Genomic DNA, 17,465 nt, shown 5'->3' with positions numbered 1-17,465 from the left:
AATTAATATAATCACCCAAGCATAAAACGCTCGAAACCTAACGGACTATAATTAGTAAAACTCAATAACACCTGTCAAGATGTTTCCTGAGAGGTATACGTTTCAGTATAAAAACTCAGCCCAAACACAGCTTAAAAATAAAGCAAACCCCTTCATCTTTACTATTCTTTACAAATAAACTTAACAAAATAGTAGTTAAATTTTATCAAGGCGATATACTTCTAAAGATGAGTGGTACGGAGGTTATTTTTCGTGCACTCAGATGGAAAAAGTGTAAATAAAACATAAAACTACTTGACGGAATCTTCATCATGCCTTATACTGGAAGACACAAGACACAAGACACAAGCACTGGCAGCTTTACGTCCAAAATCTATCTCAACACACTGTAGTTAACTCATTTCACCAAAGTGATAATTTAGTTCCCAATTTAGCCCCGCACCGTCGGCAACCGGGTCACCCAAAACAGCAGTTACATTCATTATCATCAATTAACCGCCAACCGCGTTTAGCTTTTAGTATAAAGCGTTGTTTAGCTTTAGTGCCGTTGCTATTGTTGCCATATGCTACTACTACCCAAGCCTTGTCAGCAACTACCGCCCAGGTTATCCATGGTAGTGCGCCATATTTAACTTTTGATAATGGGGTAACTAAGGTTACCACTACGGATGGTCTGTTAGGTATTACCATCTCCGACGGTACTACTCGAACCACCTACACACCGGATAATACATCAACCGCAGCCAACCCCATAGTACTCAGGGTAGCCAATCAGCGTTTTACCGATATTGGTATGCTGGTGCCTACCAATACTGATTCCATCACCTTAAACGCTCTAATTGGTGCCCCTTATAATTATTGGGGCGATGACGATGGTGATGGCCAGGGTACTAATGGTGTTACTGCTAGCGGTGATTTAAGTGTTAGTATTACCGATAAAGACAATCAAGCAGTGAGTCGTAGTGCTACCTTAGATTTATGTAAAGCGCCTTATAAAGTGGCATTAACCAGTACAGCTGGTAGTTTAACCACCCAGTATGGGTTGCCTAATAGTAGTAGTTTCAGCGGTGGTACCGCCACTTATTATATCAGTCCTAAAGCCGTGCCTACAATCTGTTACGCCCGGCCGAATCTGCAATTTGGCTCAGTGGTATCAGGAAGAAACTACGCCGGCCCCGCCAATATCTGGAGCCCAACTAAAGGCTTCCTGGTGCAATCAACCGAGTCATCAGGTTACAGTCGTAACTTCCCGACTACCGGGGCTAATAATCTGTATTTTGATTTAGACATAGGTGGTGTAAATGGCTCAGCATTGACATGGCCAACAGTCAGCCAAGGAGGTATTACCGCTACCATGACGCCATCCCCCGATAATGCTAATAACATCCGCGTCACCCTCACAGGTCCGGTGGCAACAGCATCCCAACAACAATCAGCCACACCAGGTAGTATCGCTACTCCCACCTTGCCACAGACATTCGTGTTAGTCGGTAAAGATAGTAGTAATAACGAGGTATTAAAATATGGTTTTAAGTTACAGCATTGGTTCGTCCACCGCGGAACTAAAGAAGATACTCCTCCTAACCAATCATCCTGGTGTCGTAGTTTAGGCGGCGGTTACCGTCTGCCCCAGGTCAAAGACTTAACTAACGCGGTGTGTTCGGGAACTAATTCAGGCTCTGGGTGCCAAGGAGCAGTGGGAGCCACGCCGTCATCAAATTGGAATGGTTACCAACGTAATATTGGTGCGGGTTTGTTCACCGAATGGGGCGACATACGCAATTATACCGCTGCCGGCTTCGTCGACTACGGCACCTACTGGACAAGCGACAGCATCGGTTCGGTACAGTTCGGTGTCCAGTCGGCCGTCGGTAACGTCAGCAGCGGCTACATCTTCCCCAACAGCCTCAACGGGGTTTGCGCCTATCCTTAGTCCTTAGTTCTTAGTCCTTAATCCTTAAGTCACGGGTGTTTAATAAGGAATAATAGAGTTTAAGTAACTAAAGGACGGTTGCAGCGGCAGGGGCAACCCGAGCCGCTTTTTTAAAATGCCAGCCATCGAGCTGGCATTGTTATGCTTGTTAAGATGTTTCCTGAGAGGTATATGTTTCAGTATAAAAACCGGCTAATCAGTCACGCTGCCGCGTAGGCGTTAAGAGGGATTAATGTGAATCCCTCTTAACAATCTCCCCACACCCCGCGGGAAGTAGTGGTCACTGCGTGACTACCCTCGTTCACTAATTGGCACTTAACGAACTGCCGCGTATCGCACCTCCCTGTGCGCCCACGGCTCACCCGGCTTCCTGCCGGCTGTTCTATGCCAATTACCTCCCTCGGCACCACTTAAGCGGGGGAAGAAAAACAACAACCATAAAAACCAATTAATTCAACAATAGGTTAGGGTGTTAAGGTGTTGGTGTTAAATTGGCCGTTAGATGGTGCCGACAACTGAGGGCGGTTAGCACGGCAAACAGGGAAGTTTGCCGAGGGAGTGCTTTGTAGGAACAAATCACGACCGGTGCGTTAAGACCAAGCAAAGGCGGAGGGCAGTCGTAGACCACCTTCTGCAGGCCTGCGTTTGGGTTGTAAGGGAATTTTCGCGTTAAAATTCCCTTACTCGAGCGTCAGCACCGTAATTAATATAATCACCCAAGCATAAAACGCTCGAAACCTAACGGACTATAATTAGTAAAACTCAATAACACCTGTCAAGATGTTTCCTGAGAGGTATACGTTTGCGTATAAAAACTCAGCCCAAACCCAGCTTAAAAATAAAGCAAAAGCCTTCATCTTTACTATTCTTTACAAATAAACTTAACAAAATAGTAGTTAAATTATATCAAGGCGATATACTTTTAACGATGAGTGGTACGGAGGTTAATTTTCGCGCACTCAAAAGGAAAAAATGTAAATAAAACATAAAATTACTTGACGGAATCTTCATCATGCCTTATACTGGAAGACACAAGACACAAGACACAAGCACTGGCAGCTTTACGTCCAAAATCTATCTCAACACACTGTAGTTGACTCATTTCACCGAAGTGATAATTTAGTCCGCGATTTAGTCCCAGATTTAGCTCCGCGCAGTTGGCAATTAAGCCACCCCAATCAGCAGCTAAAATCATTAACACCATTACCGCCCAATCGGCAGTTACCGCCATTATTACCAATTAAGCGCCAACCGCGTTTCGGTTCAAACTTAAAGCGTTGTTTAGCTTTAATGCCGTGGCTATTATTGCCCTATGCTACTACTACCCAAGCGTTGTCAGCTACTACCGCCCAGGTAATCCATGGTAGTGCGCCGTATTTAACCTTTGATAATGGGGTAACTAAGGTTACCACTACGGAAGCTCTACTAAGTATTACCATCTCCGACGGTACTACTCAAACCACCTACACACCGGATAATACTTCGACCGCAGCTAACCCCATAGTGCTCAGGGTAGCCAATCAGCGCTTTACCGATATTGGTATGCTGGTGCCTACCAATACTGATTCAATCACCTTAAATGCTCTAATTGGCGCACCCTATAATTATTGGGGTGATGATGATGGTGATGGTCAGGGTACTAATGGTGTTACTGCTAGCGGTGATTTAACTGTGAGTATTACCGATAAAGACAATCAAGCAGTGAGTCGAAATGCGGTATTAAGTATTTGTGGTGCCCCTTATAAAGTGGCATTAACCAGTACAGCTGGTAGTTTAACCACCCAGTATGGGCTGCCTAATAGTAGTAGTTTCAGCGGTGGTACCGCCACTTATTATATCAGTCCTAAAGCTGTGCCTACAATCTGTTACGCCAGACCAAATCTGACCTATGGCACCGGCCAATATGCCGGCCCCGCCACTATCTGGAACCCAGATAAAGGCTTCCTTATTCAATCAATTGACCCATCAGGTTACAATCGTAACTTCCCGACTACCGGTGCTAATAATCTGTATTTTGATTTAGATATAGGTGGTGTAAATGGTTCAACATTAACATGGCCAACAGTCAGCCAAGGCGGTATTACCGCCACCATGACGCCATCTCCCGATAATGCTAATAACATCCGCGTCACCCTCACCGGTCCGGTGGCAACAGCCGCCCAACAAAATTCAAATTATCCAGGTAGTATTGCTAGACCCGCGTTGCCACAGACATTTGTGTTAGTCGGTAAAGATAGTAGTAATAACGAGGTATTAAGCTATGGTTTTGAGTTAAAGCGGTGGTTCGTCCCCCGCGGAACTAAAGAAGATACTCCTGCTAACCACTCATCCTGGTGTAGTCGTTTAGGCGGTGGTTACCGTCTGTCCAAGGTCAAAGACTTAACTAACGCTGTGTATACAACATCTGTTAATTATTATAATCGTAGTATTGGTGCGGGTTTGTTAGCCGAATGGGGCGACATGGGCACTTATACCGCTGCTGGCTTCGTCGGCCGCCTCTGCTGGACAAGTGACCGCGACGGTTCACGCCAGTTCTTTGTCAACACGGTCTACGGCAACGTTCGCAGAGACTACCCCGAATTCAGAACCAATGGGTTTTGCGCCTATCCTTAGTTCTTAGTCCTTAATCCTTAAGTCGCGGGTGTTTAATAAGGGGTAATAAAGTTTAAGTAATAAAAGGACGGTTGCAGCGGCAGGGGCAACCCGAGCCGCTTTTTCGTTAAGAGGGATTAATGTGAATCCCTCTTAACAATCTCCCCACACCCCGCGGGAAGTAGTGGTCACTGCGTGACTACCCTCGCTCGCTAATTGGCACTTAACGAACCGCCGCGTATCGCACCTCCCTGTGCGCCCACGGCTCACCCGGCTTCCTGCCGCTTGTTCTATGCCAATTACCTCCCTCAGCACCACTTAAGCGGGGAATTAAAACTAACAGCATTCCACAATAGGTTAGGGTATTAAGGGGTTGGTGTTAAATTGGCCGTTAGATGGTGCCGACAACTGAGTGCGGTTAGCACGGCAAACAGGGAGGTTTGCCGAGGGAGTGCTTTGTAGGAACAAATCACGACCGGTGCGTTAAGACCAAGCGAAGGCGGAGGGCAGTCGCAGACCACCATCTGCAGGCCCGCGTTTGGGTTGTAAGGGAATTTTCGCGTTAAAATTCCCTTGCTCGAGCGTCGGCACCGTAATTTAAATAATCACCAAATCGTAAAACGCTCGAAACCTAACCGATTCAAATAATTAAAGCATAATAATGTTTGTCAAGATGTTTCCTGAGAGGTATATGTTTGAGTATAAAAACTCGACCCAAACCCAGCTTAAAAATAAAGCCAATGCCTTCATCTTTACTATTCTTTACAAATAAACTAAACAAAATAGTAGTTAAATTTTATCAAGGCGATATACTTTTAGCGATGAGTGGTGCTGAGGTTAATTTCTGCGCACTCGAATGGGAAAAGTGTAAATAAAACATAAAATTACTTGACGGAATCTTCATCATGCCTTATACTGGAAGACACAAGACACAAGACACAAGCACTGGCAGCTTTACGTCCAAAATCTATCTCAATACACCGTAGTTAACTCATTTCACCGAAGTGATAATTTAGTCCCCGATTTAGCCCCGTGCCGTCGGCAACCCAACTACCCAAATCAGCAGCTAAAATCATTAACACCATTACCGCCCAATCGGCAGTTACCGCCATTATTACCAATTAAGCGCCAACCGCGTTTCGGTTCAAACTTAAAGCGTTGTTTAGCTTTAATGCCGTGGCTATTATTGCCCTATGCTACTACTACCCAAGCGTTGTCAGCTACTACCGCCCAGGTAATCCATGGTAGTGCGCCGTATTTAACCTTTGATAATGGGGTAACTAAGGTTACCACTACGGAAGCTCTACTAAGTATTACCATCTCCGACGGTACTACTCAAACCACCTACACACCGGATAATACTTCGACCGCAGCTAACCCCATAGTGCTCAGGGTAGCCAATCAGCGCTTTACCGATATTGGTATGCTGGTGCCTACCAATACTGATTCAATCACCTTAAACGCTCTAATTGGCGCACCCTATAATTATTGGGGCGATGATGATGGTGATGGCCAGGGTGCTAATGGTGTTACTGCTAGCGGTGATTTAACTGTGAGTATTACCGATAAAGACAATCAAGCGGTGAGTCGAAATGCGGTATTAAGTATTTGTGGTGCCCCTTATAAAGTGGCATTAACCAGTACAGCTGGTAGTTTAACCACCCAGTATGGGCTACCTAATAGTAGTAATTTCACAGGTAGTACTGCCATTTATTATATCAGTCCTAAAGCAGAGCCTGCAATCTGTTACGCCCGGCCGATTGGCGCTAGATTTCCTGCGACTTATACCGCCGATAACTTTCCCTCAACTGGGGCCAATAATCTATATTTTGATTTATTGGTCGAAGGTATTAATGCATCAACTTTAACTTGGCCAACAGTCACTAACGGTAATATTACTGCTACCATGACGCCAACACCATCAGAGCCAAATAACATCCGCGTCACCCTCACTGGTCCGGATAGGTACGATCGAGTTACTACCACCTTGCCACAGTCATTCGTGATTGTAGGTAAAGATAGTAGTAATAGAGAGGTATTAAAATATATTTTTGGGTTACAGCATTGGTTCGTCAACAGCGGAAATCAAAAGGATTATTACAACCGATACTTGTGTGATGCTTCACGCGGTTACCGTATGCCCCAGGTCAAAGACTTAACTAACGCTACGTGTGGTAGATATGGTTGGACGTGCAGTGTTGATAAAATAGAAGGCGCCAAACCATCATCAGGTCAGAATCGTTTCAGTCGTGTTATTCGTGCTGGTTTCTTTTCTGAATGGGGCGACATGAGCAATTATACCGCTGCCGGCTTCACCGGGTACCTCTACTGGACAAGTGACTACAACAATACATATGGCCAGCACCTTGTCTACCCGAATTCCGGCAGAGTTGTCACTAACTCCTCCGACAAAGAAGCCTGGCTTTGCGCCTATCCTTAGTCCTTAATCCTTAAGTCACGGGTGTTTAATAAGGGGTAATAAAGTTTAAGCAACCAAAGGACGGTTGCAGCGGCAGGGGCAACCCGAGTCGACCGAGTTGGCGAGTAAAGAGCGGTAGTTGCCTTAGCGACAACCGCTAACGACCGACAACGCCAACGGCCACAAAAAAATATCCATGTTTTTTTTATGCATTTTGTATTATAGTGATAGGCGTCAGTTTACTGACAAAATTCTCAGGGCGGGGTGCAAGTCCCCACCGGTGGTACAGCCCACGAGCGCTTAATATTTTTAGCTTTTATAGGCGATGATATTAAGGACTAGCAGATTTGGTGAAATTCCAAAGCCGACAGTTATAGTCTGGATAAAAGAGAGTTGCTTATCTTTTCATAATTTGCTGTTAAGCAAAGTCACTATGGTCAAGCACTTGCCCTGATTCTGGTATTTAATTTATTGCTACATAAATAGTATTAACTTGGGCAGCATTAATGTGAGCATAATAAGGTTTATCGGCGGTAGTGTAATTGCCGATTAAGCCACTGGTTTACTGCGTCATTATTGAGTAACACCACCCTTAATACTATTTAGGTAAATAATGAATATTTTTTAAAAATAAAGAGATAGGTATTTACCATGAATCAGTTTAATTTACAGGAATTTGGCACCCCGATTGAGCGGGTCCAAAAAGCTATCGCCTCGATTAAAGCCGGTCAAGGGGTGTTAGTCTTAGATGATGAAGATCGCGAAAACGAAGGTGACATCATCTGGGCGGCACAAACAATCACTGATGCACAAATGGCAATGACTATTCGTTATGGTAGTGGCATTGTGTGTTTATGTTTGCCTTTAAGCCGTTGCCAACAATTGCAATTACCCATGATGGTGGCCAATAATACTAGCAAAAATAACACCGCCTTTACTATTTCGATTGAAGCCGCGGAAGGTGTGACTACCGGGGTTTCGGCTGCCGATAGAGTCACAACCATTAAAGCTGCGGTTGCCGATAATGCTAAAGCGAGCGATTTAAATCACCCCGGCCATGTGTTCCCATTAGTAGCCAGGGAAGGTGGCGTTCTGACTCGCCGTGGCCATACCGAAGCTTCGGTTGATTTAGTCACTTTAGCCGGCTTAAAACCCGCGGCGGTGTTGTGCGAACTCACTAATGACGATGGCACTATGGCCAGAGCCCCAGAAGTGGTTAAATTTGCTAAACAACATAACTTACCGGTAGTCACCATTGAAGACATTGTTGCCTACCGTAAGTCAGTGGTAGGGTAAATAATCATTGATTTTCGTCGAGTTCATCGGCGAAAGTTGACATTAGCACTACATTAGTTAACTATTAGCTAAATTAGTATTATTGAAGATTGGGCTATTTTATGTTGCGGATAATTTTTATTGGTTTACTCATTGTTTTGGGGCTTGCCGGTTGCCAATCGCAGTCAGCAAGTTCAACAAAGGTGGTTGTGCCTAATTCGCAAATTGAACGTTTCCATTCCCAACATATTGGTGATTATAAAGTCACTATTTATGCCCCAAATAAACCAGCACCTAAAGATGGTTGGCCCATTATTTATTTGTTAGATGGTGATAGTTATTTTTTGACTGCGGTTAATATTGTTACCAGTCAAAGTTGTGACCGCTGTAATATTCAAGAAGGTATTATTGTAGCAATTGATTATTATGACCAAACCCGCCGCGGGCAGGATTATTTGCCCAAACCGGATAAATTATTGCTTGAAGTATTACCAAATAATCAGGTTAACTTCATTGAAAATTATGGCGGTGCCGATGCCTTTTGGCATTTTATTAGCCAAGAGCTTAAGCCGGCAATGGAAAAACGCTTTGTGATTAATCGCCATAAACAAGCTATTTTTGGACATTCTTATGGTGGATTATTTACGTTGTATGCGTGGTTAACCAAACCAGCAATTTTTGACACATATGCTATTTCTAGCCCTTCAATGTGGTTTAGTGGTGGTTTTATTTTTAATCCATTAGCACAATATATCCAACAAAATGCCAACAAACCATTAACCCAACCAGTTAACGTTTTGCTTTCAGTCGGTGGTAGTGAACAGTCATTGATTGCGGCTGAAAAAAACTTACCACCAGCCAAACAAAAGCAGTTATTACAACATCGGCAACATCGAAAAATGGTAGACTATGCGACCGAGTTATTTTCAAAATTAAAGCATGCCAATATTGAAAATCTACGCTTAAATTATGTTATTTACCCTCAACAAAGCCATAAAACTGCCGCGGTTATTGCTCTGCAAGATGCACTGCAAAGTAGTTTTAGTATTAATGATAGTAATCAATCTAACCTAAATTAGCTAACGCTATTTTGATAGATATTGAGCAATCTAGTTACAAATAGCTATGATTTGTTGTAAAAAATTTCTTGGAAATTTGCTTTAGTTAAATGATAATGAAAATAATTATTACTACGGTTATCATTTAATTAAGGAAAGTTCGAATGTTAAGACATAAATCAACTTATTTGCTATCCATTTTAGTGAGTGTTATTTGTCATTCTGCTTATGCTGACACTATGGCCAATAACTCAGCTGATCCGGAAGATATTATTGTTGTTACTGCTGCAGAACAAACTAAACAAGCACTAGGTTCATCTGTTATTACCCAAAAAGACATTAGTAAAATGCCACCCAAAAATGATATTTCTGAAATCATTCGGACTATGCCTGGAGTTAATTTAACCGGTAATTCAACCAGTGGGCAACGTGGTAATAACCGTCAAATCGATATTCGAGGCATGGGGCCGGAAAATACGCTTATTTTAGTTGATGGCAAACCGGTAAAAAGCCGGATGTCAGTTCGTTATGGTTGGCGTGGTGAACGTGATACTCGTGGCGACACTAACTGGGTGCCGGTAGATCTTATTGAACGAATTGATGTTATCCGTGGCCCGGCAGCAGCGCGTTATGGTGATGGTGCTGCCGGTGGGGTGGTAAATATTATTACTAAACAGCCTACTAATGAATGGCATGGGTCACTTAATAGCTATATCAATCATGCTACACATAGCGAAGAGGGTTCGACCAAACGTACTGATTTTGTATTAACTGGTGGTTTAACCGATAGTTTGAGTTTGCGTTTATACGGTAATATCAATAAAACCGAAGCCGATGATTGGGACATCAATAAAAAACATCAAATCAATCCAACCTCATCTAGTGCCGGGCGTGAAGGGGTTCGTAATAAAGATTTAAATGGATTATTACGTTGGAATATTACTGACCAGCAGTCATTAGACTTTGAAGCTGGCACTAGTCGTCAAGGTAACATTTATGCCGGTGATACTCAAAATAACAATCCAAATGATTTGGTTAGTAGTTTATATAACCACGAAACTAATAGAATGTATAGAGATAACTATGCACTTACACACCGCGGTTATTGGGATAATGGCGTGAATACTATGTCGTATGTGCAAGTTGAAAAAACACGTAATAGTCGATTGAATGAAGGTTTAGCCGGTGGTACTGAAGGCCGATTTAAAGATGCGCATTTTGCCACAATTAAATACGATAATATTACCGTACATAATGAAACTAATCTGCCACTTACTCTAGTAGTACCACAAACTATGACCATTGGTGGCGAATATAATCACCAAAAAATGAAGGATCCAACTTCAAATACCCAAGATGTTAGCGAAGGTGGTTCAATTCCTTGGATTAAAGATAAAAACCGTAGTGTCAATGCCTCGGCAAATCTGTGGAGTATTTTCGTGGAAGATAATATTGAGCTTACTCAAACTACCATGTTAACGCCGGCATTACGTTACAATCACCAAAGTGAATCCGGGAGTAACTGGAGCCCGGGGGTAAATTTAGCCCAAGAATTAGGTGATTATTTTACCTTGAAATTGGGTATTGCACGAGCATATAAGTCACCAAATTTATACCAAACTAATCCGAATTATTTACTTTATAGCCGTGGGCAAGGATGTTGGGGGGCCGGTGGTAGTTGTTATTTAATTGGTAATAACAATTTGAAAGCGGAAACCAGTGTTAATAAAGAAATTGGTTTAGAGTTCCACGATAATGAAGGCTTGGTCGCTGGGCTTACATACTTCCGTAATGATTATCGTGATAAAATTGATTCCGGTACTTCACCTATTAGTCGAGCTATAGGCGGTAATAAAACATTCAAAAATTCAAATATTTTCCAATGGCAAAATGTTCCCAAAGCTGTAGTTGAAGGTTTTGAAGGCAGTTTAACCGTACCTGTTACCTCGGCAATTAATTGGCGCAATAATTTAACTTGGATGTTACAGTCAAAAAATAAAAAAACTGGTGATTATTTATCCATCATTCCTAAATATACTTTAAATTCATCTATTGATTGGCAAACAACCGATAAATTATCATTTATCACTGCAGTAACTTGGTATGGTAAGCAAAAACCGAAAAAATATAATTATTTAGGTGAGAAGGTTACCGATAGTTCAACCAACCAATTAAGTCCATATGCAATTTTGAACTTTAGTGGTCAATATCAATTTAATAAGAACTTTACGCTGACTGCCGGTGTTGATAATTTATTTAATAAACGTTTATTTAGGGAAGGTAATTCATCGTCATTAAAAGATCCTAAAACCGGCAGAATTACAGTTAAAGGTGCCGGCGCGGCCACCTATAATGAACCTGGACGTACATTATTTGTGAGTACTAATCTTTCTTTCTAAGCAATTTTATTAAATTATTTTAATAAAACCCCAAAAGCCGCCCTGCTAATTGCCGGGCGGTGAGTTTTTGGGTAATGCCTTTCTGATCCCTGCAATAAATAGATCCACGGTGTAGGCAAAAACTTGTCCGGGTTCGACTGCTTGGAAGGCGGGAGCTAATTTTTTGGTTAGTTCAAACCCTTGGGCGGGTAATTTTTCAATGTCTTGGACGTCGGTTTCGTCGGCCGGGCGCAATAAGCCACCAGCTTCTGAGGCGGCCAATCCAATTATACAAGCGTAGTAACCTAAACAAAAACTGGTGACTTGGTTATCATTGCAACCGGCGTCGGTGAGTGCTTGGCATACATATTCGGCGCGAATGTAGTCGGCTAGCCCGGTACTCCAAAATTGTTGCATTAATTTAAAGGTGTTGGGGTAGGCAAGGGCGATCTCGCGGTATTGATAAGCTAAATGTTGCAAGCGCTGATCCCATGGCGCCGAGCCGCTAATGGTAGTGATGCGGCGGGTTAACTCTTCGGCCATGGCGCGTTCCAAGCCTTTTTTGGATTTGAAATGATATTGTAGCGACATTGGATCACAGGCAATTTTACTCGCTAATTTGCGTAAACTAAAATTAGAATCCCCGACCTCTTCCATAAATTCAATGGCAGCATTCACCATTGCTTGCGAGGCTAAGCCTTTAGGGCCAGTGGTTTTAATTTTATCTGAATTTTTCATGGTTAATCTCAAACGCGGAAAAGCGTTAATATTATATCGCTATTATCATTAGCCGTGCAAAGATAACCTTTAGCCCGGTTCCTTAACTTTATTAAACCGCAATTGCGGGTTGCCATTTGTATTTCTTCATTGTAGAATTATTTCTACAGTGAATAAATAATAACAAATATTCGAAATCAATTTAAGTTATTAGATCATTAGGTGGCAGACTAGCAAGTTTGCGAACCATCTGTTGCTGTCGGTGCCACTGGTTACTGATAACAGCAAAATCGACCAATAAATAGCAAAAAAAACAAGGGTGACGGGGTAGCTATGTTTAGCGTGAATAAAGAGTGGGCATTTGTGGTGTTGACCTGCTTTTTTGAATTATGTTGGATTTTAGGGTTTAGTATTGCTACCGAATTATGGCAGTGGCTAATTATCATCGCCTTGATTATGGTCGATTTTACGTTTTTGACTAATGCTTGCAAAACCATTCCCACGGGCACGGTGTATGCAATATTTTCTGGCGTCGGCGCCATTGGTGCCACTGCGATTGATGCGTTGCTATTTGGTAAAGACATAAAAATGTTACAAATCTTTTTTGTGGCATTAATTATTATTGGCGTGGTACAACTTAAACGCACCGATAGTTGAGTATTTGATTAGATAAGGCGTTGAAGGATAATTTTATGGGATGGCTGTTAATTTTTACTGCATCGATATTCGAGGTTATTGGTGCCGTCGGCCTTAAGTTATATGCCCAACAAAAAAATTGGCTCCGTTTAGTGTTGTATTGGGGCGGTTTTTTTGTTTCATTTTTGTTGTTTTATTTTTCATTACACTACCTTGAATTGAGTATTATTTACCCGGTTTGGGTAGGTTTGGGCACCTCAGGGGCGGTATTAGCCAATATGTTACTGTTTAATGAACCTAAAAATGCTGAACGGCTATTAGGGTTGACAATTATTATTATTGGGGTGGTAGGCTTACATATGACCATGTAGTCAATTAGCCTAATTCAGTTAGTATAAGTAAAGGATTATTGCCTTATGAAACTAATTTTAATCCAACCACACCGCCAATAATCAACACCATACAAATGGCTTGCGCCAGACTGAAACTATCATTAAATAAGATTATACCGCCAATAATCGCACCGACCGCACCAATTGCAGTCCACACTAAATAGGCAATCCCCACCGGTAGGTTCTTCATGGCTATACTTAACAGCACTATGCTGATAATCATTAAAATTATAGTAATGATTGATGGTGTGATTTTGCTGAAACTGTCAGAATATTTGAGGCCAATTGCCCAACCGGTTTCAAACAGTCCGGCAATAATAAGAATGAGCCATGCCATAATGATCCTATAAATAACAATCTAATTAATTTGAATAAAGCTAATAGTAACAAAAAATAGCTATTTGGTAATGGTATTTATTGCAAAGTCAGTTTGGTTATTGTTTTTGTTGGTAATTAGTTAGATTAGTTGTGGTTGGTGATTTTTATAATAAAAAAAACCGGAACTTAACTCCGGTTTAATAGTAAAAGTAGATTTAGATAAAATTAGAATTAATCAATTTAGCGATTAAAGTTCTTTAGCATGTTGTTTTAAATAACTAGCTACCCCGTTAGGGTTGTCTTTCATACCTTGTTTACCTTTAGTCCATTGCGCCGGGCAAACTTCACCGTGTTCTTCATGGAATTGGAAGGCATCAACAATACGTAGCATTTCGTCAATATTACGGCCGATCGGTAAATCGTTAATGGTTTCATGACGAACAATGCCTGATTTATCAATAAAGAATGAGGCACGTAATGCTACACCAGCTTCCGGATGTTCAATGCCATAAGCTTGCATAATTGCGTGTTTAACGTCGGCAACGATTGGGAACTTAACTTCGCCAATACCACCTTTATCTTGTGGGGTGTTGCGCCATGCGTTGTGAACATATTCTGAGTCCATAGAAACACCAATAACTTCAACATGACGTTTTTTGAATTCGCCTAAACGGTGATCAAACGCAATGATTTCTGATGGGCAAACAAAAGTAAAGTCCATAGGCCAAAAGAACACTACTGCATATTTACCTTTGATGTGTTTAGCTAAATTAAAATTAGTTACAATTTCGCCATTACCTAAAACTGCTGCGGAAGTAAAATCGGGTGCTTTACGAGTTACCAATGTCATAATCTATCTCCTTGTGGTATTTAAAGTGCATAACAATTTATTTGTGCATTATAGCAATTAAAGTTGATTGTCCAAGTTGTTATGAACAATCAATTTTATAAGTTTAAACTATTAGGCGGGTGTTTATTATTCGGCTGTAGTTATTAACCTTTTCGGTTTGCCCTTATTTTTACTGTCGCGGTGGCGGAGTTTGACCTTTTTCTTGGTAGTTTGTTCTTTCTTTTTATCCGACTGTTTTTGCTTAGTTTTTTGTGAGACTTTTTTCTTGGTGACCGGTTTTGGCGCTTTAGTCTTCGGCCTCAGTTCATCGATAGTTCTTAATTTAATCGGTTCTTGAATGTAGCGTTCGATTTTTTTCAATAATTCGTTATCGTGGGCTTCGACCAGCATAATGGCAGTGCCTTTTTTACCGGCGCGGGCGGTGCGACCAATGCGGTGTAAGTAGACATCCGCCGTTTTTGGCGCATCAAAATTAATCACATGGGTAACATCATCAATATCAATGCCACGCGCGGCAACGTCGGTAGCCACCAATACGTTGACAGTATTATTACTGATGCGTTTAATGGCTTCGTTGCGTTTAGCTTGCACCATTTCGCCTTCTAAATAGCAGCTACTAATGCCAGCTTGGTGTAACCAAGTGACTAATTCGTGCACGCGTTCACGCTTGCGGACAAACACAATCGTTTTTTGCAATTCTGGTTGTTTTAATAAGTGAACTAGCAGGGCAAGTTTATGGGTTAAATCATCGGCACGATAATAAAATTGTAAGATTTTTTTACGTTCTTTGCGCGATGGATCGGCATTAATCTCCACCGGTTCATTTAAAATGCGCTTAGCAAAATCGTGTAAACCTTCACCTTCTAAAGTGGCTGAAAACAGTAACGTTTGTTTGCGCCAACGGGTTTCTGCGGCAATGGTTTCTACATCTTGAGCAAAGCCCATGTCCAACATGCGATCAGCTTCATCTAAAATCAGCATTTCTACTGCGCGGCAGTCAAAATTTTCTTCTTTAATATATTGTAGTAAGCGGCCGGTAGTAGCAATGACGATATCTTGATTTTTGCTGAACACTTCAGCATGGTTCATGTAAGCCACACCGCCGGTAATTGTGGCAATACTTAAATTGGTGGTTGCCGTTAATAGTTTCGCTTGTTCGGCAATTTGCATTGCCAGTTCCCGAGTTGGCGTTAAAACTAAAATGCGTGGCGGCCCAGGCTTGCGGCGCGGGAAGTCCAATAGATGCTGCACTGCCGGGATTAAAAAAGCTAAGGTTTTGCCAGTACCCGTTGGCGCCGAGCCGAGAATATCCTTGCCATCTAAGGCCACCGGAATGGTTTGCGCTTGGATAACGGTTGGGGTATTGATATTTTGCTGTTGTAAGTTGTGAATTAAAACGTCGTCTAATTCTAAGTTGGAAAAAGTCTGTGCGGTCATAGAGTATTTATCGTTAATAATATGCTGTCGCTAATAATGTGAATCATTATAACGGCAAACAATAGAACTACAATCAGTAATTAAGCCTTACCGGGCATTTGCTGTATTATAGATTTTGGGTATTGGTTATTTGTTGCCAAGATGTTTCCTGAGAACCCTACGTTTGCGTATAAAAATTTATTATCAGTGCTAGTTTATGTTAAGATTATGGCTAACCAATTTCATTAACTTGTTATTTAATTATTGGCGCTATCTAGCTTAACAACCAGTTTTATGCTGATGCTATTAGCAATAAGCAACTTGCCAATAATCAACCGTATATTTTATATAGTAATCAATTAATATGACTGAATGTTTTTCAACCGCAGCTTATAATCAGCAATTAACCAATAAAGTCACTCACCTTAAAGATCTGTTATCGACGTTTGCATTACCGGAACTAACCGTGCATACCTCACCGCTTAGTCATTACCGTATGCGGGCTGAGTTCAGGGTTTGGCATAATGGTGCAGAGTTATATCACATTATGTATGATAAACATACTAAAAAACGGGTGCGAGTTGATAGTTTCCCGGTTGCCTCTCAGCTTATTAATCAGGCAATGCAGGCTATTTTGCCATTGTTACAACACAACCACACGTTGCGGCATTTGCTGTTCCAAATTGATTATTTTGCCACTTTGAGTGGTCAATTACTAATTACGCTGTTATATCATAAAAAGTTAGGTGACGAATGGTTGTTACAAGCTCAACTTTTAAAACAACAATTAGCTAATGTGGGTATTAATGCCAACTTAGTTGGTCGTGCCAGTAATCAAAAAATCCCGGTGGATGTGGATTATGTTGATGAAGTGTTACCGGTGCTAGGTAATAACTTTACTTACCGGCAAGTAGAAAATAGTTTTACTCAGCCTAATGCGGCTGTGAATATTAAAATGTTGCAGTGGGCTATTAGTGTAACTAAAGGCTTAGGCGGTGATTTGCTGGAGTTTTATTGTGGTAATGGCAATTTTTCCATTGCTTTGGCGCAAAACTTTCGTAAAGTGCTTGCTACTGAAATTGCCAAGGCGTCGGTTTATTCGGCTCAACATAATATTGCTGTGAATAAGATTAATAATTTGATTATTGCCCGGTTATCCGCGGCTGAATTTACCAGTGCGCTTAAAAAAGAGCGAGAGTTTAAGCGTTTAAATGGTATCGATCTGGACACTTACCAGTGTAATACGGTTTTAGTCGATCCACCTCGTGGGGGTTTGGATGCGGCTACTATAGATATGCTTAAACACTACCCAACGATTGTGTACATTTCTTGCAATCCACAAACTCTAAAGGAGAATCTACAACAATTGACGTTAACGCATAGTATTAAACATTTGGCATTGTTTGATCAGTTTCCTTATACTCAACATATTGAAACCGGAGTGGTTTTACAAAAGCAGTAACTAATTTGCCTATTTAAAA

Annotated in this window: 15 protein-coding genes and 1 riboswitch; of the genes, 9 read left to right on the top strand and 6 right to left on the bottom strand. The window is 41.6% G+C overall.

Annotated features, from left to right (window positions below; translation table 11 throughout):
* Positions 1 to 541: 541 nt before the first annotated feature.
* Positions 542 to 1,933 (top strand): hypothetical protein, encoded by a 1,392-nt coding sequence (locus A9G13_RS02730; protein ID WP_141670850.1) that lies wholly within the window; start codon positions 542 to 544, stop codon positions 1,931 to 1,933.
* A 991-nt stretch (positions 1,934 to 2,924) separates the two neighbouring features.
* On the opposite strand, the gene A9G13_RS02725 is transcribed toward A9G13_RS02730, so the two are convergent.
* Positions 2,925 to 3,164, bottom strand: a complete 240-nt coding sequence (locus A9G13_RS02725) for a hypothetical protein (RefSeq protein ID WP_065556083.1) — start codon at positions 3,162 to 3,164, stop codon at positions 2,925 to 2,927.
* 59 nt (positions 3,165 to 3,223) lie between these two features.
* On the opposite strand from A9G13_RS02725, the gene A9G13_RS02720 reads away from it, so the two are divergent.
* Entirely contained in the window at positions 3,224 to 4,546 is a 1,323-nt protein-coding gene (locus A9G13_RS02720; protein WP_065556082.1) for a hypothetical protein, read from the top strand.
* A 965-nt stretch (positions 4,547 to 5,511) separates the two neighbouring features.
* On the opposite strand, the gene A9G13_RS11255 is transcribed toward A9G13_RS02720, so the two are convergent.
* Positions 5,512 to 5,637, bottom strand: a complete 126-nt coding sequence (locus tag A9G13_RS11255; protein ID WP_255307335.1) for a hypothetical protein — start codon at positions 5,635 to 5,637, stop codon at positions 5,512 to 5,514.
* A 59-nt stretch (positions 5,638 to 5,696) separates the two neighbouring features.
* Between A9G13_RS11255 and A9G13_RS02710 the strand changes: the two genes are divergently transcribed.
* The 4 genes from A9G13_RS02710 (at position 5,697) to A9G13_RS02695 (ending at position 11,676) form a co-directional block, all read left to right on the top strand.
* Positions 5,697 to 6,965 (top strand): hypothetical protein, encoded by a 1,269-nt coding sequence (locus A9G13_RS02710; protein WP_065556080.1) that lies wholly within the window; start codon positions 5,697 to 5,699, stop codon positions 6,963 to 6,965.
* A gap of 225 nt (positions 6,966 to 7,190) precedes the next feature.
* Positions 7,191 to 7,342: riboswitch (FMN riboswitch) on the top strand.
* Between the two features lie 253 nt (positions 7,343 to 7,595).
* Positions 7,596 to 8,240 (top strand): 3,4-dihydroxy-2-butanone-4-phosphate synthase, encoded by a 645-nt coding sequence (gene ribB / locus A9G13_RS02705; RefSeq protein WP_065556079.1) that lies wholly within the window; start codon positions 7,596 to 7,598, stop codon positions 8,238 to 8,240.
* A 101-nt stretch (positions 8,241 to 8,341) separates the two neighbouring features.
* A complete protein-coding gene (locus A9G13_RS02700; protein ID WP_081301134.1) occupies positions 8,342 to 9,298 on the top strand; it encodes an alpha/beta hydrolase in 957 nt (318 codons plus the stop codon).
* Positions 9,299 to 9,441: 143 nt separating this feature from the next.
* Positions 9,442 to 11,676, top strand: coding sequence for a TonB-dependent siderophore receptor (locus A9G13_RS02695; RefSeq protein WP_065556078.1), 2,235 nt, complete (start codon positions 9,442 to 9,444; stop codon positions 11,674 to 11,676).
* 45 nt (positions 11,677 to 11,721) lie between these two features.
* Here the strand turns inward: A9G13_RS02695 and A9G13_RS02690 are convergent, their stop codons facing one another.
* A complete protein-coding gene (locus A9G13_RS02690) occupies positions 11,722 to 12,393 on the bottom strand; it encodes a TetR/AcrR family transcriptional regulator (RefSeq protein WP_065556077.1) in 672 nt (223 codons plus the stop codon).
* Positions 12,394 to 12,705: 312 nt separating this feature from the next.
* Between A9G13_RS02690 and A9G13_RS02685 the strand changes: the two genes are divergently transcribed.
* A complete protein-coding gene (locus tag A9G13_RS02685) occupies positions 12,706 to 13,029 on the top strand; it encodes a DMT family transporter (RefSeq protein ID WP_218059128.1) in 324 nt (107 codons plus the stop codon).
* A 35-nt stretch (positions 13,030 to 13,064) separates the two neighbouring features.
* The gene (locus A9G13_RS02680; protein ID WP_065556076.1) at positions 13,065 to 13,379 is read left to right on the top strand and encodes a DMT family transporter; all 315 of its coding nucleotides are present in this window, start codon (positions 13,065 to 13,067) and stop codon (positions 13,377 to 13,379) included.
* A 43-nt stretch (positions 13,380 to 13,422) separates the two neighbouring features.
* Here the strand turns inward: A9G13_RS02680 and A9G13_RS02675 are convergent, their stop codons facing one another.
* The 3 genes from A9G13_RS02675 to srmB form a co-directional block, all read right to left on the bottom strand.
* Positions 13,423 to 13,737, bottom strand: coding sequence for a DMT family transporter (locus A9G13_RS02675; RefSeq protein ID WP_065556075.1), 315 nt, complete (start codon positions 13,735 to 13,737; stop codon positions 13,423 to 13,425).
* A 228-nt stretch (positions 13,738 to 13,965) separates the two neighbouring features.
* Positions 13,966 to 14,568, bottom strand: a complete 603-nt coding sequence (locus A9G13_RS02670; RefSeq protein ID WP_065556074.1) for a peroxiredoxin C — start codon at positions 14,566 to 14,568, stop codon at positions 13,966 to 13,968.
* Between the two features lie 126 nt (positions 14,569 to 14,694).
* Positions 14,695 to 16,005, bottom strand: coding sequence for an ATP-dependent RNA helicase SrmB (gene srmB / locus A9G13_RS02665; protein WP_065556073.1), 1,311 nt, complete (start codon positions 16,003 to 16,005; stop codon positions 14,695 to 14,697).
* Between the two features lie 343 nt (positions 16,006 to 16,348).
* Here srmB and trmA point away from each other — a divergent pair, with 343 nt between their 5' ends.
* Entirely contained in the window at positions 16,349 to 17,446 is a 1,098-nt protein-coding gene (trmA, locus tag A9G13_RS02660; RefSeq protein ID WP_065556072.1) for a tRNA (uridine(54)-C5)-methyltransferase TrmA, read from the top strand.
* Positions 17,447 to 17,465 lie beyond the last annotated feature (19 nt).

This window comes from Gilliamella sp. wkB178 (assembly GCF_001690705.1).
Lineage (GTDB): Bacteria > Pseudomonadota > Gammaproteobacteria > Enterobacterales > Orbaceae > Gilliamella > Gilliamella apicola_K.
Note: the sequence above shows the minus strand (reverse complement) of the source record. Positions and strands in the feature narration are given on the sequence as shown.

Bases quoted from the DNA above. Each gene is read 5' to 3' on its own strand.
- A9G13_RS02725 (WP_065556083.1), bottom strand. From the start codon at position 3,164: ATGGCGGTAACTGCCGATTGGGCGGTAATGGTGTTAATGATTTTAGCT.
- A9G13_RS02720 (WP_065556082.1), top strand. From the start codon at position 3,224: ATGCCGTGGCTATTATTGCCCTATGCTACTACTACCCAAGCGTTGTCA.
- A9G13_RS11255 (WP_255307335.1), bottom strand. From the start codon at position 5,637: ATGGCGGTAACTGCCGATTGGGCGGTAATGGTGTTAATGATTTTAGCT.
- A9G13_RS02710 (WP_065556080.1), top strand. From the start codon at position 5,697: ATGCCGTGGCTATTATTGCCCTATGCTACTACTACCCAAGCGTTGTCA.
- ribB (WP_065556079.1), top strand. From the start codon at position 7,596: ATGAATCAGTTTAATTTACAGGAATTTGGCACCCCGATTGAGCGGGTC.
- A9G13_RS02700 (WP_081301134.1), top strand. From the start codon at position 8,342: ATGTTGCGGATAATTTTTATTGGTTTACTCATTGTTTTGGGGCTTGCC.
- A9G13_RS02695 (WP_065556078.1), top strand. From the start codon at position 9,442: ATGTTAAGACATAAATCAACTTATTTGCTATCCATTTTAGTGAGTGTT.
- A9G13_RS02690 (WP_065556077.1), bottom strand. From the start codon at position 12,393: ATGAAAAATTCAGATAAAATTAAAACCACTGGCCCTAAAGGCTTAGCC.
- A9G13_RS02685 (WP_218059128.1), top strand. From the start codon at position 12,706: ATGTTTAGCGTGAATAAAGAGTGGGCATTTGTGGTGTTGACCTGCTTT.
- A9G13_RS02680 (WP_065556076.1), top strand. From the start codon at position 13,065: ATGGGATGGCTGTTAATTTTTACTGCATCGATATTCGAGGTTATTGGT.
- A9G13_RS02675 (WP_065556075.1), bottom strand. From the start codon at position 13,737: ATGGCATGGCTCATTCTTATTATTGCCGGACTGTTTGAAACCGGTTGG.
- A9G13_RS02670 (WP_065556074.1), bottom strand. From the start codon at position 14,568: ATGACATTGGTAACTCGTAAAGCACCCGATTTTACTTCCGCAGCAGTT.
- srmB (WP_065556073.1), bottom strand. From the start codon at position 16,005: ATGACCGCACAGACTTTTTCCAACTTAGAATTAGACGACGTTTTAATT.
- trmA (WP_065556072.1), top strand. From the start codon at position 16,349: ATGACTGAATGTTTTTCAACCGCAGCTTATAATCAGCAATTAACCAAT.